This window comes from Thermococcus sp. LS2, from assembly GCF_012027375.1.
In the GTDB taxonomy this organism is placed as follows: Archaea; Methanobacteriota_B; Thermococci; order Thermococcales; family Thermococcaceae; genus Thermococcus_B.
The window spans coordinates 222,315-241,326 of the sequence record NZ_SNUI01000002.1 but is presented as its reverse complement, the minus strand read 5'-3'; the positions used below and the strand labels follow the sequence as shown (position 1 = coordinate 241,326).

Sequence of the window (19,012 nt, the reverse complement as noted above, 5' to 3'; positions counted from 1 at the left end):
TCTTTTATGAGGTGAAATGAGGATGCTGGAAAAAATTAAAATTTTACTCTCATCATTAATTATTGAGAAAGGAGATAATTCAATTCCAATGCCCGTAATAGCTCAAAAAGAGGAATGTTCTAAAAAGGATTGTGGGTGATGGAAATGAAAGCATCAGCATTAGTAAGAGGAGTTGTTGATTTAATCCTAACTGTAGTGTTTGTACTAGTTGCAGTCTCCGGAATAGCCCTGTATTTAGCACCATCAGAAAAAGTTGCAGAATTGATTGGATGGACTTTCTTAGGAGTAACAAGAGCCACATGGGAAGCAGTTCACACGTACTTAGGATTCGTCATGATAGGTCTAGTAGCAATTCACTTAGTACTTGGATTTTAACAGCATGATTGTTATGCTCAAGTCAGCGTTCAAAAAGAGTAAGGCTAAGACAATAGCAGGGGTGGCTGTAATAGCTTTGATTTTAATTGGGGATACTTTGCCTTTGTGAAGATAACAGCAGAGGAAGAAACTTCAACTGAGGAAACCACAAGTGAGGAAATAGAAATAACTGGGAGTGTTATCAAAGAAATGACTGTCCAGCAGATAGCTGATGCGTATCATGTGCCAGTAGATAAACTAATTTCAATACTTGAAACAGATTATGGAATTAAAGCAGAGCCAAATGAACTCCTTTCGGATGTTGCGGAGAAGAATGGACTAGCGAATAGTGAGTTTAAAGATATCTTAGCTGAGGCAATACAAAAAGCTAAAGGTGGCTGAGATGCCTGGACCCTACTTCCCAGCTTTTTACTCTGAAATGACGAGAGTTGATTACCTAATAGTTGGCTTTTGGATAATTTTGCTGATTATCGTAGCGTTTTCAATGCATTCATTGAAGAACTCTCTTGATGGAGTGCTTGATGAAGTCAAAGGGATAAACGCCGTTGCACAGAAGCTGAAAGAGCAGAGCAAAAGTGTCAATGAATTGTTGCAAGAAGTTTAAGGGTTTTCAAATTTTAAAAAAGTCGTTGCATTTATTTATTTTTCTAAAAAGCTTGTCTAAGACGGATTTAAACAAAGATAAACGATTGCAAACGTTATTTAACCTTCAAACTCCAAATTTGACATGTCCGAGCTTTAAATTAAACAAACAAAAACAATATTTGACGATTTCGTGAAAAAAGCTTAAATATGTCGCATTCATTAAAAAATAGTAGAGGTGATTGAGTATGATGTGGAAAAAGGCATTGTCAATAATATTTGGTTTAATGATGCTAGCAGTCCCAGTAACATTCAAACCTGTTAGTGCTGCAGATGGCACAATAGTAATTCTAGTGAGCAACAACGAGGCAGACTGTGCATTAGCAAATTACATTGCAAACTTGACAGTTAATGTGGTAGTCATTAAGACACCGTGGGGAGTCTATGATCCAAATGTGACTGCAGAGATTATCAGTTATGCCCCTGATGAAGTCATTATCATTGGTGGCCCAGTTGCAGTTCCGGAGGAATATGCTGAAGACCTGCAGAACTTAGGCATTACTGTTGAAAGATGGTGGGGCGAGAACAGATACGAAACGGACTTGGCGTTTATCAAGAACGCTACGGTAAAGTTCCAGCTTCAGTTACAAAACAGAGTTATCCTTGTGGCAGGTACGGACTTAGCAGGAATTGAAAAAGCATTACAGCTTGCAATTCAAGAGAGGGCAATGATAATCCTAGTAAATCAGACTACAAACATTACAAGGATTATGGAGAAGCTAAGGATTAGAACTGGAAACTTTACGACGGTAGAAACTCCGTACGTGAACCAAACAATGCTCAGGATACATGAGCAGCTTAGAAAACAGTTCAAAGAGTGCAACTGTACAAAGGTTCAAGTTAACATGACTGCTGAAAGAGCACTTGAGGCAATACAGATAGCTGAAGAGAAAATAAATACTGCAAAGGAACTAGCTGAGAATGCAACAAACCCGGCTATTGAAAACCTCCTTGCAATTGCAGAGAAGCAGCTTGAAGATGCAAAAGATGCATATAACACTGGAAAATACGGCTTGGCTTATGGCCTTGCAATAGCTGCAAAGTCAAAGGCCGAAGTAGTCATTAGGCTTGCTGGAGAGGATATTAGAAAGATGATAGCAAAGAACACAAAAATGAGACTAGAAAGAGAAATCGTGAGAATTGAGGCACAGATTAGGGTCATGGAGAGGCTAGGTGTTAACGTGACAGTAGCATTACAGTTAATGGAGCAGATAAAAGCGGCAATAAGAAACGGAGATTACGATACTGCTCAAGAACTTATGGTCAAATTAAGGGAGCAGCTCAGGACATGCTACATGGGTGGTAAGGACATAATCAAAGAGAAATCTCACATGCCTGTTGGGGGCAGAAGAAAACCCTGAACTCCCCCATCTCTTCCTTTTCTGCTTAAATAATGAATAAAATGCTATATACCACTGCTCAAATAAATTGCAATAAAATCAGCACGCTTAAATCAGATTTTAAATCCTATTTTCTAAGCATACAGTACACTGCTCCAAGTAAGGTTTATTAACGAAATCATGGAGAAATATCAAATGGAAAACATTTTTCTAAATGGTGATAGAAATGAAAAAGATAGGAATACTGGCACTGATTGGTCTAATTTTGGTCGGATTTGTAGCAGGCTGTGTCAGTAAGACATCTACTACCCAAACTGCTACACAAACTCAAACAACAACTTCACCTACAACACAGGGGCAATATGGTCCGCCAGAAGGAAAAGGTTCAGATTTTATAAATGTAGGCGGTGAGGGCAACACTTCGATTGATACCCAAGCATTAAAACAGTACATCGATTCAGTTCCAGCGGAACCTCTGACAGAGGAAGAGAAGCAAGGTCTGCTTTGGATGCGTGAAGAAGAAAAATTGGCGAGAGATGTTTATCTAACGCTTTATGAGAAGTGGAAGCTTCCAATATTCCAAAACATTGCAAAAAGTGAACAAACACACATGGACTCAGTAAAATTACTCCTGGAAAAATACAATCTCTCAGACCCAGTTGCAGATGAAGCTGTTGGAAAGTTTAGCAATCCAGAACTTCAGAAGCTGTACAACGAGCTTGTTGAAAAAGGTAGCAAGTCGGAAATAGATGCCCTTGAAGTGGGTGCAATGATTGAGGAGCTTGACATCGTCGATTTGCAGAAGTGGATAAGCAAAACGAATAAGCAGGACATAATAACAGTCTATGAGAATCTTATGAAAGGCTCAAGAAATCACTTAAGATCATTCGTCAGCCAGCTCGAAAAGTACGGCGTGACCTATGAACCCCAATACCTCAGCAAAGAGGAATATGAGCAGATAATAAACAGTCCACTTGAAACCGGATCAAGCGGCTGACTTCTTTTCCTTGATGGACTTTTTAATTTATTTTTGGTGTTCACCCTAAGTGCTTCAAATTTAATGCTTCTTTTAGTATTTCCATTCGCTCAAGAGCTTTTACTATTACCCCAACGACAAGCAGCATCAGAGCAAAGAGAAGCCTTGCTTTTGGAAGGGTCAGCTTATCAACGACAATGCCGTAAATAGCATAAAACGTCGCCATAATGAGAGCAGCTAGCATTGAGTTTAAAGAAAGGATTGTTGCTCTCTTTTCGCTTGGTATTCTGGTCTGGAGCTCAATTCCGAAGTTAAAGCTGTATGCAGTGTTTACCACTGTTGCAATTATTCCAAGAGCAACTATGAAAGCTGGATTTGGAAGAACGACAGATAAAGCGGTCAGCATGGGGATTGTAACTGGAGCGAGTGAGTATGCAATTTTGCTCCACTCCTCTTTCAGCCTAACACCCACAATCTTAGGAATTGACTTAACGAGAGCCTCAACTATGCCCAGAATCCCGAGAGTTCTCATCATTGTGGTTTTCAAAGAAGATGCTAGAATCTCTGCCAGATACGGCTCAAAGAATTTTCTAAACTGATTGATGGACATACCGACGAATATGCTGACCATGATGAGCCAGAATATGTTTGGCTTCAGCAATTCTCTAAAGGAGTGGAGCACATGTAGATGGTAGGGAACTTCAAGCTTCTTGAACTCGTATTCTGGAATGCTTGCAATCACGATTATTCCCACAGCATTTATGAGAATGCCCAAAATTAGTGGAACCTTAAATCCATAAAATTGGGCTAGAAAACCTCCAATTGCAATTGTAACAGCAGAAATTGGAAATGCTAGGGACTTTGCATCTTTCATAAACTTTCTGTATTATTTTTCAATTCCCAAGTGGAGAAAGTTGTCGTAGAACCATCATGCCTGCAGTACCCCGCTTATGAAAGTTATCCCTATGCTTGTTATAACACCATACAAAATCAACATCACAAAGTTCTTTAGATAAAGGAGCAGCAGAGAACCTAAAAAGGAAAGTATCCAGCCGATGAGAACGCTCGTCTTTCTGGAAATTTTATCTGCAACAACTCCCGTTGGAACTTCAAAAAGAAAAAATCCTATGGTCGAGATTGCTGTGTAAATACCAATCTGGCTGTAACTGAAGCCCTTTATGAGGAAGTATATTGTTAGGATGCCACCGAGAAAACCAGTATTCATCAGGACTATAACAAGTTTGTATTTAAGTAGGAATGGCATTGTTAGCTCCCTATAAATAGACGAAAGCTTGGAATAAAAAAGGTTGTTCTCAGCACGTACACACTATTAGATACAGAAGGATTCCTAAAAGGAATGCCGTGAAGCTATAAATGTGGAACCTTATGAGGTATCTTTTGGGCTGTCCTTTGTGGGTTTGATATATACGGTAGGATATCAAGTTAGCCAAAGATCCAATGAGAGTCCCAAAGCCCCCAACACTTGCTCCCCACAACAGTGCTCTCCAATTTGGTGTGAAGTCAGCAAGAAGTAAAGTTGCCGGAACATTGCTCATTATTTGGCTTAAAAACGCAGTCGTGAAGAACACATTCCTTGGGGAATCCAATGAAAATGTTAAAACGTGCATAAGATTATCTGTGAATCCGAAAAATGCTATGAAAGTTCCAAGCAGAAAATAATCAATGTTTAAAATTTCTCTATTTGTAAAGAATGCATAAATAATGGGCACTACTCCAATCCAAAGGGGAATTACATGAAGGACAGCAAGGACAAAAAGGACAAAGAATATACCATAAATATATCCTTCTTTGTTTGGAAGCGGCTTAGCAGACTGAATGGGGGAGGAATCTTTAATTTTGAAGGCAAGTAAGAGAGCGAGTATAGTGAAAAATACTGCAAAGGGGAGAATTGTCATGATAAAAGCAGCTGGCGAAACGTTGTAGTGATAGTAGAGGAATATGTTTTGAGGATTTCCGAAAGGAGTTAAAGCTGAGGCTCCATTGGCTACTATGGTTTCCAATATCACTAAAAGTTCAACATCTCCAACATTCAATGCTAAAGTTAGAGGAACAATAGTTATTAGAGCGACGTCATTGGTCATGAACATAGATAATACAGCAGTCAGTAGAACTAACTTCACTGAGATAAGCCTACCTTTTTCAAATTTCCATGCTAGGAACTTCAGAACTTTATTCTTCTCGAGACCTTTCACAATTACGAGAAATACGAAAAGTGTGAATATGACTTTAAAATCGCTATAGGAATAATGCGGGAATCGTTTTAAGTAGAGAGAAGTCCCAACTAAGCCAGCTAAGGAAATAGAAAATATCCACTCTTCAATTATCTTCCTCAGCAGTCTCTTCATGGATTGTCCTCATGTTATTCTAAACTTAAAATTCTTTTCCATAACCGAAAACTTTATAAATTCTGACTACATATGTAATAATAGAGTTACATATGGAGGAGGCTAAGAACATGAGGAATAAGATATTAAGTTTAGGGTTGTTGGGTCTCATGTTTGGTATTATATTCGGTAGTGTAGCAGCAATGCCATGGTGGACAGATGCATGGGACAGAGGAGGTAGCACAACATGGGATAGGCCATACGTTGCAATCTATGAAAACGACACACTCACACAGGAAGAGATTGATGGATTGCTCTGGATGAGGGAAGAAGAAAAGCTTGCGAGGGATGTCTATTTAACACTCTATGAAATGTACGGTTTGCAGATATTCCAGAACATAGCAAACAGTGAGCAGATGCACATGGATGCAGTGTTAACCTTACTCGAAAAGTACGGCATTGAGGATCCAGCAGTTGATGAAGTTGGAGTATTCACAAACCCAGAGCTTCAGGCTTTATATGACCAGCTTATAGCAATGGGAAGCCAAAGCGTTGAAGATGCACTCAATGTTGGGGCGCTCATTGAGGAGACGGACATCAAGGACCTGGAGGAGTGGATTACAAAGACTGACAATGCTGACATAATTCAGGTATACGAAAACCTCATGGCAGGTTCAGAGAACCACTTAAGGGCATTCACAAGCGTGCTTCAAAACTACGGTGTAACATATGAACCTCAAGTGATTAGTGAGGATGAGTACAACGAGATAATCTCAAGTCCTATGAACACTGGAATGGGTGGAGTTAGTGGATTCAGAGGTAGAGGTATGGGAGGATTTGGTAGAGGGAGATGGTGAAGTCCTTCTTTTCCCATATTTCCAACTTTATGGCTAAGCATTGTGGAGGATGAGAATATGGAAGCTGTTAAAATGTTTCACCTCGTTGAATATGGGGAATTTCCGATTGAAGAAATTCCCGTTGAGGAAGTTGAGGAAGACGCATTAAATGTCTTGAGAAGTACAAAGGTTGAGAAGTTTCAGACATCAAGGGGCGTTATCCAGAAGCTCACTGATAGATACGGTCATTATGTTGGAAAGATTGTCGGCGATTACTCGATTGAAGAGCTGAGCATTGGAAGCGCTTACCAAACAGCATTTGGAATCAAGGTAACACTTGATTATAACGAAAAGATTGTTGGCTGGCTGTATTTACCAGAGTGAGGTGATGAGAATGCCTAGAGGATTTGGAGGACCTATAATGAGAGGCCCAATGTTTGGTAGAAGAAGATGGGGATTTGGCTGGTGGTGGGGGTTCGGAATCTTTGGAATATTCCTCCTGCTGTTTAGGTTAGCTTTCCTACTGCTGCCATTCATACTGATTGGTGCATTAATTTATTTAATCGCCAAGAAATGATTTCGAAAACTTTTTATCTTTCCTTTTTGCATAGTATGTAAGGGAATTTTAGCTTATGCAATAATTTAGATACGTGATGAAAATGGTTGAGAGCATACAAGAGCTAACAGTGATTGCAGAGGCTTTAAGCGTTCCGATAAGGGTTAAGATACTCAAGATGCTCTGTGAAAAGGAGTGGTACGTTTATGAATTAGCAAAGGAGCTTAACATTTCTCGTCAGCTTTTGTATCTCCATTTGAAAAAGCTTGAAAAAGCAAATCTCGTTGAGAGTGAGCTCCGTCTTGAGCCTGGCGATCCAAGGGCTAAAAAATATTACAAGGCAAAACCTTTTAGGCTCATAATCGATAATGACATTATAAAAAACCTGAAGGAGGAGTGAAAGATGCCTGCATATGGTGGAACACCAAGTGGATGGATTTCAATAATTTTAGGCCTAATCCTCATTGTCATTGTCGTTTTTGCCTTCTATCAGATGAATAAAACACTAAATGAGCTTAAACTTGAGCTTAGCAATCTTAGAAATGCCTTAGAAGAAACGAAGAGGTATACTGAAGAGGTTAAGAAGAAGCTTGAGGAAGTTTGAAATAATTTTTAAGGATTTTTGCTTATTTTTTAATGATGGTTATGTGGTTCCGCAGAGTTGATATAGGGGAAATCGAAAAAGCAAAGAGAGCAATGCCTCATTATTTTGAAGTCCTCTCTGGGAGAGAAAAGCCTAACTTTTTCTATGCAAAGCAAGTGAAGGTCAATTTTTCAAAAGATGATCCTCTTGAGGAACTTTGGAAGGCCCATGAAGAAGGTATGGAAAAATTGAAAGAGAACGATTTAAGCAAAAATTTAGAGAAAAGTCTTCTTGATCTGAAGGCTTTGATAGCAGATAGAATAATTGAAAAGTGTGAACTTTGTGAGATTAAATGCCGAGTAAACAGAAAGGAGGGCATTGGCTACTGTCGAGTTAAGGATAGCTTGATTGCAAGTGACTTTCTGCATCTTGGAGAAGAGCCCGAGCTAATTCCATCATACACCATATTCTTCTCAGGGTGCAATTTTAGATGTGTGTTTTGCCAGAACTGGGACATAAGTCAGTACAGGAGTGGATTAAGATATTCCCCAGAAGAAATGGCGATTAAAATTGCTGTTGCGTATGCTGAGGGTGCTAAAAATGTGAATTTTGTTGGAGGAGAACCAACACCAAATTTGCCTTTTATCCTTGAGACTCTCAGATACGTTAAAGTTCCAATTCCAGTGGTTTGGAATTCTAACATGTATATGAGCGAGATTACAATGAGGCTCTTGGATGGAATAGTTGATGTTTACTTGGCTGATTTTAAGTGGGGTAACAACGAGGACGCTCTAAAGTATTCAAAAGCTCCTCGCTATTGGGAAGTTGTGACGAGAAACTTCCTTCTAGCCAAAGAACACTATAAGGCAGAGTTTTTGATAAGGCATTTGGTAATGCCAAGTCATCTGGAATGCTGCACTAAGCCGATTTTGAAGTGGATAGCGGAGAATCTTGGAAAGGAAGTTAGAGTAAATGTGATGTTTCAGTACAGACCAGAATATAGAGCTGATAGATACCCAGAAATTGCCAGAATGCTAAACTATGAGGAAATGAAGAAAGCAGTTGAACTTGTTGCAGAGTTTGAGTTGAAAAATGCAATGGTGGAATAAGATAATATGAGGTGATATCGTGTATAATCCCATATCTGTTCCTGGTGGAATTTCATGTGAAAAAGTTGCTCTCATTATAGTAGTATTTTTGGCGCTGTTTGTGCTGAAAACTTTGTTGGAGAAATACCTTGAGAAAAGACGCTTAAAAAAGAAAAGTTAACCGCCAGCCCTTGCTAACCTCAGAGCTTTCATAAACTTCTCTATCTCCTCTTTATCCCCTTTAATAATTACCTCGTATCTGGGCATTCCATGGAAAGGCTCAGCTTCTCTAATCTCCAGTCTAACCGCAGCGTTTGACTTCTTTAAGATTATCTCAAGTTCTTCTGGTGGAATCGCTGTTATTATCCTCATTTCCATCAGCTCCTTAACGACTTTAAGAATTCTAGAGTAGTGTTTCCCAATTTAACATCCTCTTCTCCTATACAATCTCCCTTACTTAGGACCTAATTATAAATGTGCCCCTCAATACTAATTCTTTCCATCTTTTCGCTCCAAGCTCAAAGGGAAATTTCAAGATACCTCATGCAGCCACTTGATGAAGTTAGGAAGTCTAAATTATTGACATTACTCCATACAGAAAACTCTATTAGGATAAGGAACCGAACTGGAATGAGAGAAGCAGATCAAGGTGACAAGAATGAAAAGGGTGAGAAGATACTTAGCATTCTTGTTAATGGTACTCATCATGAGTCTTGCCATTGGGTGTACTAATAAGGAATCCCCAACTTCAGCAGCAACTACAACTGAAAAGAGAACCTACATACTGGTTAAAGAAAGCGGCATTACGCTGATTGATACCTCCGCTCTGAGAGTAGCTGTCATGGATATGCCAAAAGGCGAAATAAGCGAAGAAGAAATTAACGGCATACTGTACATTAGAGAGGAAGAGAAGCTTCTCAGGGATACGTACCTGTTTCTTCAAAGCAAATGGAACAATCCTTTATTTTCAGAACTATTTGATGCAACACAGAGTCACATGGATGCTGTTCTACTGCTCATTCAGAAGTATAATCTTGAAGATCCTGCAACAAAAACAGGAGCTGGTGAGTTTATAAATCCAGAAATCCAGTCGCTCTATAATATAATTAAGGAGGAAGGGAGCAAATCGGATATTGATGGCCTGCGAGCAGCTGCTATTGCTCAAGAGCATGTAGTTTTCAAGCTTGAATCTTTGCTACTGAAAACCAAAAGCGAAGACGTTGAGCTGATCTATGAGGTGCTGGCAAAAGCCTCTAGAAATCATTTAAGGGTTCTTGTTAAAGCCCTGGAGGAAAAGGGGATTGAATACAAGCCTAGATATCTGGGCGATGAGGAGTTCAAGGAGATAATAAGTAGTCCGATTGAAAAGGAGTAATGTGCTCTTTGCTACTATCATTCTTTATTCGTTTCCATATATATCCTGATATTCCCTCATCGTCACAAATTTAGCATTCTGCTCCTTATAGTGATCAATTAGCTTTTCTAAAAGCATTAGCGCTTTATCTCCAGTATTGAACTTACAGTCGAGTCGGATTCTTTCCTTCTGCATTGGAACAAACTCCCAAGGATGAGCAAAATAGACTCTCGGCTCATTCAACCTCTTGTGGATAACTTTCTGTATTGCCCACGGAAGCCTTAATACGGAAGACGTTATCGATACTGGAATCTCTAAAACACCATCGAACGCTTTAATTCCTCCTTTATATCCTTTATATCTCGCCTTTGATGAGTCCACAAATACCCCGTTTTCTCTTAAAGCTGGAAAAAGATAGTGAGGAAAGTGAAGATTTGGAGCCCTAAACGATACAACATCTCCAAACTCTCTCAAAATGTCTAGAGACTTTTTAATGATCATTTCAGCTTTGTTTTTCTCAAGCTTATCAAACCGCTCGTGATTAAAGCCATGACAGCCGAGCTCATGCCCTTCATCAACAACCCTCTTTGTGAGATTCGGATATTTTCTTGCCATCTCCACAGTGAAGAAGAACGTTGCTTTAACCTTCTTTTCATTGAGAAGATCGAGTATCTTCGGCAAGCCCTTTTCCATACCTCTAGTAGTGTTTAAGTAGGGGGGCAGTCCTGCTCGACATCAAAGGTTAAAGATACCAACATTTGTTATTCCTCCTCTCAGCACTTGGTGGAGGGTGTATAAAATGAATGGGTTCTCTTCAAACGTTTCTATCGTCTTCTTGTATATCTCAACTATCTCTTTTGCTATCTTTTTCCATGAAAATTCTTCCTTCACAGCTTTTCTTGCATTTCTACCCATTTTCTCAATCAGCTCTGGATTGTCCAACAGATATAGAATGTTTTCCAGCAGCTCTTTATCATCTTGGGATACTAGTCCCGTGAGACCATGCTTGACTATCTCACTTATCCCACCATGGTTGTTTGCAACTACAGGGACTCCACAAGAGAGAGCTTCAAGGGCTGCTATTCCAAATGCTTCATAAATCGTTGGGGATAAGTAAATGTCACTTGCCCAAAGATATTCTCTAACTTTTTCCCTAGGTTGTTTTCCAACCATTAAAACCTTATCCTGAACATGATACGCCTTAATGAGTTCTTCGATTTTCCTTCTCTCCGGACCATCACCTATTATTACGAATTTTATATCAGTCATTCCGTATTTTTCAGTGATAATCCTAGCCAATTTGGGTATTATATCTATTCTTTTTCTCTTTGTGAGTCGTGAAGTAGTTGTTATTACTATTCCATCTAGTCCAATCTTGCTTTTCCATTCTTCTTTATCTTCCACAGGCGTCCAGAAATTTGTGTCTATACCATTTGGTACAACATGTATTGGTCTGTTCCTTAGGCTCTTTCCTAATATGTTTTCTAAGTCTTGCCTAACAGCATTGCTAACTGCTATGAATCCATTAATTTTTCTCAACGATGCCCGAAGTAGAAGGATATAAGTAGGGTTCAATATTGATTTTCCTAGGAAAGAATGATTAGTCATGACACTTGGAATGCCTCTGATACCACTGGAGAGATTTGAGACTCCGACAGCTATTGGAGAATAAATGCTATGGCCATGTGTTATGTCAAAGTGTTCTTTTTTGTAGAGTTCATTTACTTTCCTTAGCAAGTTCGTTCCAATGCTAATATAAAAACTATCCAAGTTTATATATCCTCTAAAGCGATGAACACTGTAGGGGAGCTTTTCATCGGAATAATCTCCAAAACGGGTGATAATATGGACATTATGCCCCATCTTAACTAAATTTGTAGCCAGATCATGAATATGATATTCTATCCCACCAATACTGGGGAAAAACCAGTCAGATGCTAGTGCGATTTTAAGGCTTTCCATATTTCGGCACCTCCAGATACAACTAACGTTACAAATCCAACTATTGAGCTCAGCACATAAGATATAAAGCGCTCAATTAGCGTTATTGAGACAGCCAAGGTTGAAGGAATTCCAAAGTAGGTAAGTGTTCCTATTAGCCCGCCCTCTACTATACCAATCCCTCCAGGGGTAAATGCCATAAGGCCAAATATGAGATTTGCAAGTGAGACTATTGCCAACAATCCAATGCTTGGATTCCAACCAAAAGCCAGTGCTATAAGCTTGAGTCTGAGCATATCCAAAAACCAAACTGCCGAACTTAATCCAACTACAAGAATATTTAATGAGAATCTTTGCTTTAATGAAACTATGCTTATGAGTTCTTCTGCTGTAAGTTTCACTTTAATTATTTTAACTGAAAGCTTTATGAACTTTTCCCAATTGAGCCAAATAAGCACCACAACAAAGATTGCGATTGAAACAAAATAGATGATATGTTTAGCAAAATATGTCACTCCCAAAAACAATAAGATTGTTACTGGAAAGGCCTCCATTATCCTTTCATAAAGTATGCTGACAGTCGATAAGCTCAATGGAATCTTATATTTTTTTGATATCCACGTAACTCTCAGAATTTCTCCACCCCCACGGCTCATTGGAGTAACGTTATTAACAAAAATAGAGGAAAGGATTGCTTTTAAGAGATCAATCAAGGGCACATTTTTTCCCATGTTATCCAGTATAATTTTCCAGCGAAGGGCATAGATGATAGTACTTAAGTAATATAAAGCCAAAGCGATTGTAATGAGTTCCAAACTGGTTTTATTTAATGATTTGAGGAGATTAGTATATTCCCCTATAGTTATCATCTTCATCCCTACCGTCTTCTCTTATACCATACTTAAAAGTTAAGTGGTTCATTTCTCAAAGTGTTATAAAAAGTAAAAACGGAGGTGCCAAAAAATGAAAGTTAGAAAGATTTCAGCTCTCTCCTTCTTGTTCTACTTCCTCCTGAATGTTGTCTGTATCATTGCTGTCGTTTGAAAGCTCGTTTTTGTTATGTTCCTCTAACTCTTTATCAGTTTCTTCTTCAATGTCGCTGTCAATATAGAGTATTTTTCCATTTCCTGCGTCGACTTTTACGTCTTTTATAGTACCATCACTGGTTTTGACCTCAACTGAATAAATAAGATATCCATTTTCATTATCCAGTTCAACTTTGATAACGTTCCCATTAACTTTTGCTAGAGCCGCTTGCTTTGCTTGCTCCGGAGTTATCTTTGCTAAACTTTGAAGTGATTTTGCCTCTTGATCCTCGCTGATATCTCCCGTGGTTTGAGGGACAGTTATACTTCCAACATAATTTGGTGAGTGAATGCCAGTTTGTGTTTCATTATCAGCTGTGTTTGACGCTGCTAATGCAAAGGCTCCAATGCCAAGTCCTACTATTAGCGCTGCCAGCGCTGCTACAATTTTCTTTCCAATATTAAATTTCCAGATCTTCATGTTTTTCACCTCCATACGGTTCTTCAGTTTTGTATTAAACAAAGCCCCTATAAAGCTCTTCTGGTTCAATACTAGAATTGTTAGTTCAATTTTCGAAATATGAGCAATTTCATTTTTGAATATAGGGAATACAGTACAAATAACATTTCTAAAATTGAACCACAAAAGTATTATTTGTCTCAAATCAGTAAAATACAAGGATAGCAATGGGCGGGAAAGAGCTCAATGAGACAACAAAGCGAGTGTTTGAATTCATTAAAGAGAATCCTGGCCTAAATTTCAATGAAATATCTCGAAGACTTGGGCTAGCTAAGGGAGACTTACAGTATCACCTATACAAGCTTGAAAAGATGGGGATGGTAAAGTCCAAAAGAAGCGGATTGAAAAGGCATTATTTTCCAGCAGGAATCTTTAGTGAAAAGGAGGAGGATGTTCTCAGTCTTATTTCAAGCGAAAATATGAGGGAAATAATAATGTATTTAATCACTAATCCAGGAATCACTCAAAAAGAACTGTGTGAGAAAATTGGTTTATCTCCTCCAACAATTAACTATTACATGAGTAAACTTGAAAAGTTGGGACTGGTTGAAGGCAATAGGGCGGGAAAATTTGTGAGATATTACTTTGTAGAAGATAGAGAGTTGTTCATTAAGATGATCAGGAACTATCATCCGAGTTTGCTTGAAAGATGGGCTGATAGGATTGTGGACATATTCCTGGACTTTGGGGGTGATTGAAATGCTTGATGCTGAACAGATTTTGAGCTTGGGAATAGTTATATTTTCCTTGCTACTTACGGGAGCTTCACTTATTGCATACAAAAAAACTAGGCTGAGAAAGTTTTTGATAGTTTCATTAGCATTTTCCCTCTATGCGGCAAAGGAATTTGTAGAGCAGATTGACATAGTATTTCCTGAAATAGAGGGGGGAACTTTAGATTTACTCGTAAAGTTCATTGAGTTCATAATAATTGCACTGTTCTTTGTTGCAGTAGCACTAAAGGAGAGGAGGAGGATTGAATAGGGGATCATTTAATGTATTGAGCATTACGTTATTAACACTGCTAATATTGGAGAAGCTTGACATACTTACTGGGGTTAATGTTGTAGTATATAACCACATCCCACCAACAACGTCCTTTCTGGTTAAGATAGTCACTAATTCGGCAAGTTTGGGAGTCTTTTTGATTTACATTGGACTTTTTATGTTCCTAGATTTTAAACGTGTTAGAAAGCTTACTAAGCTAACTTTAGAGTTTATTCTTGCTTTTGTTGCAGGTATGATTATTGTTGGTGTTTTAAAGGTCTCAACTGGGGTTCCAAGACCAAATGAAGCTGTGCTAAACCTGTCACTTTACCAGATGCTCCTAAATGTGGACTACTTTGCGTTTCCTTCTGGTCATACAGCGAGAGCATCTATTTTGGCATATTTCTTAAGTAAACGCTTCCCCAATTATAAGCCCCTCTGGTGGAGCTATGCTTTTTTAGTTGCACTATCAAGATTATTACTACAAGTTCACTGGCTGAGTGATGTTTTATTCGCTCTGCTCCTTGGGGTGTGGGTTTCGATGTTAGTAGAGTTTACAGAGGATATCTGGTTCCCAATTTACAATTCCACTATGGAAAAATTAAAATTGGAGGTGTTCAAAGTTGAATGAATTCATATACATCTTCCTGCTTTCACTGATTCCGACATTCGAAGGGAGGTATGCTATTGTCTATGGAGTTGGGAGAGGGTATCCACTATGGGGAACACTTTTAGCAGCTTTCCTTGGAGTTCTACTTCTTTCGCTTGTTCTGCCGTTTGTGCTGCCTTTAATCGATGTTTTAATGCTTAAGCTTGAGAAAACGCCTCTGGGAAAAATTGCTGGGATTTATCTAGGCTATGTGGAACGAGTTAGGAAAAAAGCCCGTCCATATGTTAAAAAGTGGGGGCTCTATGGATTGATAATATTTGTCGCTGTGCCTTTGCCAGGCACTGGAGTCTGGACTGGGAGTTTAGCCGCTTATATCTTTGGAATGGAAAATAGAAAAACAATTCCTGCATTGGTGATTGGAGGTCTAATGAGTATGTTAATAACCCTAATACCAAGTTTGGGTATTATAAAATTATTCTGAACCCTAGTTCCCATCAGATCGTTAGAGTTATAAGTTCTTAAAGTTTTTTGGTTGATTGGTGGTTGTATTGAGCTTTCATAGGGAAATCCTGATCATAAAATCTGAGATTTACCCAATAATCCGAAAGTATTATCCAAAGAAAGCCCACAGAGAAGTAATCAGCCTCTACGACCTGATAACCTTCGCAATACTAGCACACTTACACTTTAACGGAGTTTACAAGCACGCTTTCAGGGTTTTAATCGAGGAAATGAAACTGTTCCCCAAAATCAGGTACAACAAACTAACAGAACGCTTGAACAGGCACGAAAAACTTCTGCTCCTAGCGCAGGAAGAATTATTCAAAAAACACGCCAGAGAATACGTTAGAATACTGGACTCAAAGCCCATTCAGACCAAGGAGTTGGCCAGAAAAAACAGGAAGGAGAAGAAGGGTTCTTCAGAAGTCATCTCTGAAAAGCCCGCAGTTGGGTTTGTTCCCTCTAAAAAAAGTTTTACTATGGGTACAAGCTGACTTGTTACTCTGATGGAAATTTGCTGGCTTTGCTGTCTGTTGATCCTTGCTTTCATGATGTGAGTGTTGTCAGGGAAAAGTTCTGGGTGATTGTTGAGGAGTTTTCTGGCTGTTTTCTGTTTTTGGATAAGGGGTATGTCAGCAGGGAGCTCGAGGAGGAATTCCTGAAGTTTGGCGTTGTTTACACGCCAGTAAAGCGGGAGAATCAGATTAGTAATCTGGAGGAGAAGAAGTTTTACAAGTACTTGTCTGACTTTCGCAGGAGGATTGAGACTCTGTTTTCAAAGTTTTCTGAGTTTCTTCTGAAGCCGAGCAGGAGTGTTAGTTTGAGGGGGTTAGCTGTCAGGATTTTAGGGGCGATTCTGGCCGTGAATCTGGACAGATTATACAACTTCACAGGCGGTGGGAACTAGGGTTGCTTTAATATATTGTTTTGAAATTTTTTACATCAAAAATCATTAAAACCCTCCCATCTTACATATTGCTGGATGAGTTAAAGTGGGCAGCATAATAAGCTCAATTATCTCAGGCTTTATATCCGGTTTATCCTTGGGTCTTACCGGTAGTGGCGGGTCTATTCTCGCAGTCCCTCTGCTGGTGTACTTTGTTGGTCTTGACCCCCATCTTGCAGTAGGAACTTCGCTGGTGGCTGTTGGAATAACTGCCATCATTGGACTTCTCCTACATTTGAGACAAGGTAACGTACTATTTAAAATCGGCTTTGTAATGGCAATTCCAAGTATTCTTGGAATTTACATTGGAAGCTACTTAAATAAGGCTGTAGAGGGTCCGATTCTTTTAGTACTCTTCGCTTTTTTGATGATTGCAATGGGTATCAAAATGATGGAAGAGGGTGAAAACAAAGTTGTCTCCTTACATACAGATAAAGAAAAGACTGATTTTAGCCGTATTCTGGTACTTGGATTTGTTGTGGGTATTGCATCGGGATTTTTTGGTGTCGGTGGTGGATTTTTAATAGTTCCCGCTCTAACCATTGGTGCTGGTCTCAAAATGCACAAAGCAGTTGGAACATCTTTATTTATAATTGTTCTCAATGGCTTTGCTGGACTGATTAGTTATGAACTCCAAGGAAGACCAATAGACATTCCTATAACGCTTCTTTTCGTTATTGGGGGATTTGTTGGGAATTTTATTGGAACACGTGTCGCTAAATCCCTTTCATGCAAAGAGTTAAAACGAGTTTTTGCTCTAATTATTGTAATTGTAGCGTTTTACCTAATAGCAATTAATCTACCGAAGGTAATCTGATTGTAATAATTGCCGTTTAAAATCTGAACGAATAAATATGATAAACTGATGAAAAATATTAAATGCTATACAGTAAAAGTTGCTTTCTAAGATTATGGGAGGGGTAAAAATGAGACTTCCATCACATAAGACAAAAATAATTGCAACAATAGGACCAGCTTCTAATTCGAAGAGGATGATTGAAAAGCTAATAAAAGCGGGAATGAATGTTGCGAGAATTAATTTTGCCCATGGAGGTTTCGAGCAGCATGCAAAGACAATTGAAATGATAAGGGAAGTATCCGAGAGACTGAATACTCGAGTTGCTATCCTTGGAGATTTACCTGGCTTAAAAATTAGAGTGGGCAAGCTCAAAAATGATGCCGTGATCCTACAGAGAGGACAAACTGTAGTGCTAACAACTAAAGAGATAGAGGGTGATGAGACAACAATTCCAGTAGAATGTGAAACGTTTCCAAAACTGGTCTCTAAAGGAGAAGTGATATACCTAAGCGATGGATACATTACTTTGAAAGTTGAAGATGTTCATGGAGATGAGGTAGTTTGTAGGGTAATTGTTGGAGGTACACTTTTCTCGAGGAAAGGTATCAATATCCCAAAGATCAATCTTCCACTTGAGGCGATCACTGAAAGGGATTTGGAAATTTTGGAATTTGCACTTGAGCATGATGTTGATGCAGTTGGAATTTCCTTTGTTGGCTCAGCTTATGATGTTATGAAAGTTAAAAGATTTGCCGAAAAGAGAGGGAAACAGATATTCACAATAGCAAAGATTGAGAGACCAGATGCTGTTAGAAACTTTGATGAGATACTCTATGCTGCAGATGGGATAATGATAGCACGTGGCGACTTAGGAGTTGAAATGCCAATAGAAAAGCTCCCAATAATCCAGAAGAAGCTTATAAACAAGGCAAATCTCGTCGGAAAACCAGTTATAACCGCAACTCAAATGCTCGTGTCAATGACCACTAACAAAATTCCAACAAGGGCTGAAGTTACAGATGTTGCAAATGCCATTCTGGACGGAACTGATGCTGTCATGCTCTCTGAGGAGACGGCAATAGGTAAGTATCCTGTTGAAGCTGTAAGGATGATGGCAAGGATTGCGAAGACCACTGAAGCATACAGAGAATCTTTTGGACACACAAGAATGCTTGAATGGAAAGAGAAAATACCGAAGAAAGGTACAATAAAAGATGCCATAACGAGGAGTATAATTGAAGCACTTGGGGCTCTTGACATCAAATATATCTTAACTCCAACAAGAACTGGAGAGACTGCCAGACTAATCTCACGCTTTAAGCCAAAACAATGGATTTTAGCCTTTGCTGCTGATGAAAAAGTATGCAACAGTCTGATGTTTTCCTATGGAGTTTATCCATTCTGTGTTGAGGACACTACAAATGAAAAAGAGCTTATTCGGCTCATAAAAGACCTTGGAATTGTGAAGACTAACGACACTGTGCTTCTAACTTCAGGAAAGCCTATAGAAAAGACAGTGGGAACAAACACGATAAAGATTTTCACAATCGCTTAACTCTCATTTTATTTTTGAATCAAATGAAAGAAA

At 38.9% G+C, this 19,012-nt stretch carries 29 protein-coding genes; 21 read left to right on the top strand and 8 right to left on the bottom strand.

The genetic code is table 11. The annotated features are described in order from the left end of the window. Window positions 1–16: 16 nt before the first annotated feature. From E3E24_RS12955 to E3E24_RS03830, 6 genes are all read left to right on the top strand, one after another. Window positions 17–139 carry a hypothetical protein gene (locus E3E24_RS12955; RefSeq protein WP_255454043.1) on the top strand — a complete coding sequence of 41 codons (123 nt, stop codon included), beginning with the start codon at window positions 17–19 and terminating at the stop codon, window positions 137–139. Then, window positions 139–375, top strand: coding sequence for a DUF4405 domain-containing protein (locus E3E24_RS12790; protein ID WP_240912527.1), 237 nt, complete (start codon window positions 139–141; stop codon window positions 373–375). Before E3E24_RS12955 ends, E3E24_RS12790 begins: the two co-directional genes overlap by 1 nt. Window positions 376–480: 105 nt before the next feature. After that, window positions 481–756 carry a hypothetical protein gene (locus E3E24_RS12785; RefSeq protein WP_240912150.1) on the top strand — a complete coding sequence of 92 codons (276 nt, stop codon included), beginning with the start codon at window positions 481–483 and terminating at the stop codon, window positions 754–756. 1 nt (window position 757) lies between these two features. After that, window positions 758–979 carry a hypothetical protein gene (locus tag E3E24_RS03840; protein ID WP_167885729.1) on the top strand — a complete coding sequence of 74 codons (222 nt, stop codon included), beginning with the start codon at window positions 758–760 and terminating at the stop codon, window positions 977–979. A gap of 226 nt (window positions 980–1,205) precedes the next feature. Further along, window positions 1,206–2,378 carry a cell wall-binding repeat-containing protein gene (locus E3E24_RS03835; RefSeq protein ID WP_167885728.1) on the top strand — a complete coding sequence of 391 codons (1,173 nt, stop codon included), beginning with the start codon at window positions 1,206–1,208 and terminating at the stop codon, window positions 2,376–2,378. Window positions 2,379–2,583: 205 nt separating this feature from the next. Continuing rightward, window positions 2,584–3,354 (top strand): DUF2202 domain-containing protein, encoded by a 771-nt coding sequence (locus E3E24_RS03830; RefSeq protein ID WP_167885727.1) that lies wholly within the window; start codon window positions 2,584–2,586, stop codon window positions 3,352–3,354. A gap of 40 nt (window positions 3,355–3,394) precedes the next feature. Here E3E24_RS03830 and E3E24_RS03825 read toward each other — a convergent pair whose 3' ends face one another. From E3E24_RS03825 to E3E24_RS03820, 3 genes are read right to left on the bottom strand one after another with little or no spacing between them, the layout of a single operon-like run. Next, entirely contained in the window at window positions 3,395–4,207 is an 813-nt protein-coding gene (locus E3E24_RS03825) for a hypothetical protein (RefSeq protein ID WP_240912149.1), read from the bottom strand. Window positions 4,208–4,261: 54 nt separating this feature from the next. After that, window positions 4,262–4,597 (bottom strand): MFS transporter, encoded by a 336-nt coding sequence (locus E3E24_RS12780; protein WP_240912148.1) that lies wholly within the window; start codon window positions 4,595–4,597, stop codon window positions 4,262–4,264. A 49-nt stretch (window positions 4,598–4,646) separates the two neighbouring features. Beyond that, window positions 4,647–5,699 (bottom strand): SLC13 family permease, encoded by a 1,053-nt coding sequence (locus tag E3E24_RS03820; protein ID WP_167885726.1) that lies wholly within the window; start codon window positions 5,697–5,699, stop codon window positions 4,647–4,649. 92 nt (window positions 5,700–5,791) lie between these two features. On the opposite strand from E3E24_RS03820, the gene E3E24_RS03815 reads away from it, so the two are divergent. From E3E24_RS03815 to E3E24_RS03785, 7 genes are all read left to right on the top strand, one after another. Then, entirely contained in the window at window positions 5,792–6,535 is a 744-nt protein-coding gene (locus E3E24_RS03815; RefSeq protein ID WP_167915672.1) for a DUF2202 domain-containing protein, read from the top strand. Window positions 6,536–6,592: 57 nt separating this feature from the next. Beyond that, complete coding sequence (locus E3E24_RS03810) at window positions 6,593–6,898, top strand: hypothetical protein (RefSeq protein ID WP_167885724.1); 306 nt, start codon at window positions 6,593–6,595, stop codon at window positions 6,896–6,898. A 4-nt stretch (window positions 6,899–6,902) separates the two neighbouring features. After that, window positions 6,903–7,091: a hypothetical protein gene (locus E3E24_RS03805; RefSeq protein ID WP_240912146.1), complete on the top strand. Its 189-nt coding sequence runs from the start codon at window positions 6,903–6,905 to the stop codon at window positions 7,089–7,091. Window positions 7,092–7,173: 82 nt separating this feature from the next. Then, the gene (locus E3E24_RS03800; protein ID WP_167885723.1) at window positions 7,174–7,470 is read left to right on the top strand and encodes a winged helix-turn-helix domain-containing protein; all 297 of its coding nucleotides are present in this window, start codon (window positions 7,174–7,176) and stop codon (window positions 7,468–7,470) included. Between the two features lie 3 nt (window positions 7,471–7,473). Continuing rightward, window positions 7,474–7,674: a hypothetical protein gene (locus E3E24_RS03795; protein ID WP_167885722.1), complete on the top strand. Its 201-nt coding sequence runs from the start codon at window positions 7,474–7,476 to the stop codon at window positions 7,672–7,674. Between the two features lie 35 nt (window positions 7,675–7,709). After that, complete coding sequence (locus E3E24_RS03790; RefSeq protein ID WP_206204945.1) at window positions 7,710–8,762, top strand: radical SAM protein; 1,053 nt, start codon at window positions 7,710–7,712, stop codon at window positions 8,760–8,762. A gap of 19 nt (window positions 8,763–8,781) precedes the next feature. Further along, entirely contained in the window at window positions 8,782–8,922 is a 141-nt protein-coding gene (locus tag E3E24_RS03785) for a hypothetical protein (protein ID WP_167885721.1), read from the top strand. Here the strand turns inward: E3E24_RS03785 and E3E24_RS03780 are convergent. Beyond that, window positions 8,919–9,113, bottom strand: coding sequence for a TIGR04140 family protein (locus tag E3E24_RS03780; protein WP_167885720.1), 195 nt, complete (start codon window positions 9,111–9,113; stop codon window positions 8,919–8,921). The two genes, E3E24_RS03785 and E3E24_RS03780, sit on opposite strands and share 4 nt — an antisense overlap. 286 nt (window positions 9,114–9,399) lie before the next feature. Between E3E24_RS03780 and E3E24_RS03775 the strand changes: the two genes are divergently transcribed. Next, complete coding sequence (locus E3E24_RS03775) at window positions 9,400–10,116, top strand: DUF2202 domain-containing protein (RefSeq protein ID WP_167885719.1); 717 nt, start codon at window positions 9,400–9,402, stop codon at window positions 10,114–10,116. Window positions 10,117–10,140: 24 nt separating this feature from the next. Here the strand turns inward: E3E24_RS03775 and E3E24_RS03770 are convergent, their stop codons facing one another. From E3E24_RS03770 to E3E24_RS03755, 4 genes are all read right to left on the bottom strand, one after another. Next, window positions 10,141–10,776 (bottom strand): polysaccharide deacetylase family protein, encoded by a 636-nt coding sequence (locus tag E3E24_RS03770; protein WP_370520453.1) that lies wholly within the window; start codon window positions 10,774–10,776, stop codon window positions 10,141–10,143. Window positions 10,777–10,830: 54 nt separating this feature from the next. Next, window positions 10,831–12,057: a glycosyltransferase family 4 protein gene (locus E3E24_RS03765; protein ID WP_167885717.1), complete on the bottom strand. Its 1,227-nt coding sequence runs from the start codon at window positions 12,055–12,057 to the stop codon at window positions 10,831–10,833. Continuing rightward, window positions 12,033–12,911, bottom strand: a complete 879-nt coding sequence (locus tag E3E24_RS03760) for a lysylphosphatidylglycerol synthase transmembrane domain-containing protein (RefSeq protein ID WP_240912145.1) — start codon at window positions 12,909–12,911, stop codon at window positions 12,033–12,035. The genes E3E24_RS03765 and E3E24_RS03760 overlap by 25 nt, the downstream gene beginning before the upstream one ends. Window positions 12,912–13,017: 106 nt before the next feature. Further along, the gene (locus E3E24_RS03755) at window positions 13,018–13,542 is read right to left on the bottom strand and encodes a PepSY domain-containing protein (RefSeq protein WP_206204944.1); all 525 of its coding nucleotides are present in this window, start codon (window positions 13,540–13,542) and stop codon (window positions 13,018–13,020) included. 206 nt (window positions 13,543–13,748) lie between these two features. On the opposite strand from E3E24_RS03755, the gene E3E24_RS03750 reads away from it, so the two are divergent. The 7 genes from E3E24_RS03750 (at window position 13,749) to pyk (ending at window position 18,979) form a co-directional block, all read left to right on the top strand. Then, window positions 13,749–14,279 (top strand): winged helix-turn-helix transcriptional regulator, encoded by a 531-nt coding sequence (locus E3E24_RS03750; protein WP_167885715.1) that lies wholly within the window; start codon window positions 13,749–13,751, stop codon window positions 14,277–14,279. Between the two features lies 1 nt (window position 14,280). Next, window positions 14,281–14,565: a hypothetical protein gene (locus E3E24_RS03745; RefSeq protein ID WP_167885714.1), complete on the top strand. Its 285-nt coding sequence runs from the start codon at window positions 14,281–14,283 to the stop codon at window positions 14,563–14,565. Further along, entirely contained in the window at window positions 14,558–15,199 is a 642-nt protein-coding gene (locus tag E3E24_RS03740; RefSeq protein ID WP_240912144.1) for a phosphatase PAP2 family protein, read from the top strand. Before E3E24_RS03745 ends, E3E24_RS03740 begins: the two co-directional genes overlap by 8 nt. Beyond that, complete coding sequence (locus E3E24_RS03735) at window positions 15,192–15,659, top strand: COG2426 family protein (RefSeq protein ID WP_167885713.1); 468 nt, start codon at window positions 15,192–15,194, stop codon at window positions 15,657–15,659. The genes E3E24_RS03740 and E3E24_RS03735 overlap by 8 nt, the downstream gene beginning before the upstream one ends. 58 nt (window positions 15,660–15,717) lie before the next feature. Continuing rightward, window positions 15,718–16,586 (top strand): IS982 family transposase gene (locus tag E3E24_RS03730; protein WP_167915706.1). Its coding sequence is split into 2 segments (ribosomal slippage): window positions 15,718–16,144 and window positions 16,144–16,586, totalling 870 coding nucleotides; the frame shifts between segments, so codons are not numbered across the junction. Window positions 16,587–16,671: 85 nt separating this feature from the next. Continuing rightward, window positions 16,672–17,442: a sulfite exporter TauE/SafE family protein gene (locus tag E3E24_RS03725; protein ID WP_167915670.1), complete on the top strand. Its 771-nt coding sequence runs from the start codon at window positions 16,672–16,674 to the stop codon at window positions 17,440–17,442. Between the two features lie 109 nt (window positions 17,443–17,551). Next, a complete protein-coding gene (pyk, locus tag E3E24_RS03720) occupies window positions 17,552–18,979 on the top strand; it encodes a pyruvate kinase (RefSeq protein WP_167915669.1) in 1,428 nt (475 codons plus the stop codon). The last annotated feature ends 33 nt before the right edge of the window (window positions 18,980–19,012 follow it).

Bases quoted from the DNA above. Each gene is read 5' to 3' on its own strand.
- E3E24_RS03835 (WP_167885728.1), top strand. From the start codon at position 1,206: ATGATGTGGAAAAAGGCATTGTCAATAATATTTGGTTTAATGATGCTA.
- E3E24_RS03800 (WP_167885723.1), top strand. From the start codon at position 7,174: ATGGTTGAGAGCATACAAGAGCTAACAGTGATTGCAGAGGCTTTAAGC.
- E3E24_RS03820 (WP_167885726.1), bottom strand. From the start codon at position 5,699: ATGAAGAGACTGCTGAGGAAGATAATTGAAGAGTGGATATTTTCTATT.
- E3E24_RS12790 (WP_240912527.1), top strand. From the start codon at position 139: ATGGAAATGAAAGCATCAGCATTAGTAAGAGGAGTTGTTGATTTAATC.
- E3E24_RS03840 (WP_167885729.1), top strand. From the start codon at position 758: ATGCCTGGACCCTACTTCCCAGCTTTTTACTCTGAAATGACGAGAGTT.
- E3E24_RS03790 (WP_206204945.1), top strand. From the start codon at position 7,710: ATGGTTATGTGGTTCCGCAGAGTTGATATAGGGGAAATCGAAAAAGCA.
- E3E24_RS03755 (WP_206204944.1), bottom strand. From the start codon at position 13,542: ATGAAGATCTGGAAATTTAATATTGGAAAGAAAATTGTAGCAGCGCTG.
- E3E24_RS03760 (WP_240912145.1), bottom strand. From the start codon at position 12,911: ATGAAGATGATAACTATAGGGGAATATACTAATCTCCTCAAATCATTA.
- E3E24_RS03780 (WP_167885720.1), bottom strand. From the start codon at position 9,113: ATGAGGATAATAACAGCGATTCCACCAGAAGAACTTGAGATAATCTTA.
- E3E24_RS12955 (WP_255454043.1), top strand. From the start codon at position 17: ATGAGGATGCTGGAAAAAATTAAAATTTTACTCTCATCATTAATTATT.
- E3E24_RS03830 (WP_167885727.1), top strand. From the start codon at position 2,584: ATGAAAAAGATAGGAATACTGGCACTGATTGGTCTAATTTTGGTCGGA.
- E3E24_RS03745 (WP_167885714.1), top strand. From the start codon at position 14,281: ATGCTTGATGCTGAACAGATTTTGAGCTTGGGAATAGTTATATTTTCC.
- E3E24_RS03765 (WP_167885717.1), bottom strand. From the start codon at position 12,057: ATGGAAAGCCTTAAAATCGCACTAGCATCTGACTGGTTTTTCCCCAGT.
- E3E24_RS03795 (WP_167885722.1), top strand. From the start codon at position 7,474: ATGCCTGCATATGGTGGAACACCAAGTGGATGGATTTCAATAATTTTA.
- E3E24_RS03805 (WP_240912146.1), top strand. From the start codon at position 6,903: ATGAGAATGCCTAGAGGATTTGGAGGACCTATAATGAGAGGCCCAATG.
- E3E24_RS03750 (WP_167885715.1), top strand. From the start codon at position 13,749: ATGGGCGGGAAAGAGCTCAATGAGACAACAAAGCGAGTGTTTGAATTC.
- pyk (WP_167915669.1), top strand. From the start codon at position 17,552: ATGAGACTTCCATCACATAAGACAAAAATAATTGCAACAATAGGACCA.
- E3E24_RS03815 (WP_167915672.1), top strand. From the start codon at position 5,792: ATGGAGGAGGCTAAGAACATGAGGAATAAGATATTAAGTTTAGGGTTG.
- E3E24_RS03775 (WP_167885719.1), top strand. From the start codon at position 9,400: ATGAAAAGGGTGAGAAGATACTTAGCATTCTTGTTAATGGTACTCATC.
- E3E24_RS03810 (WP_167885724.1), top strand. From the start codon at position 6,593: ATGGAAGCTGTTAAAATGTTTCACCTCGTTGAATATGGGGAATTTCCG.
- E3E24_RS12780 (WP_240912148.1), bottom strand. From the start codon at position 4,597: ATGCCATTCCTACTTAAATACAAACTTGTTATAGTCCTGATGAATACT.
- E3E24_RS03825 (WP_240912149.1), bottom strand. From the start codon at position 4,207: ATGAAAGATGCAAAGTCCCTAGCATTTCCAATTTCTGCTGTTACAATT.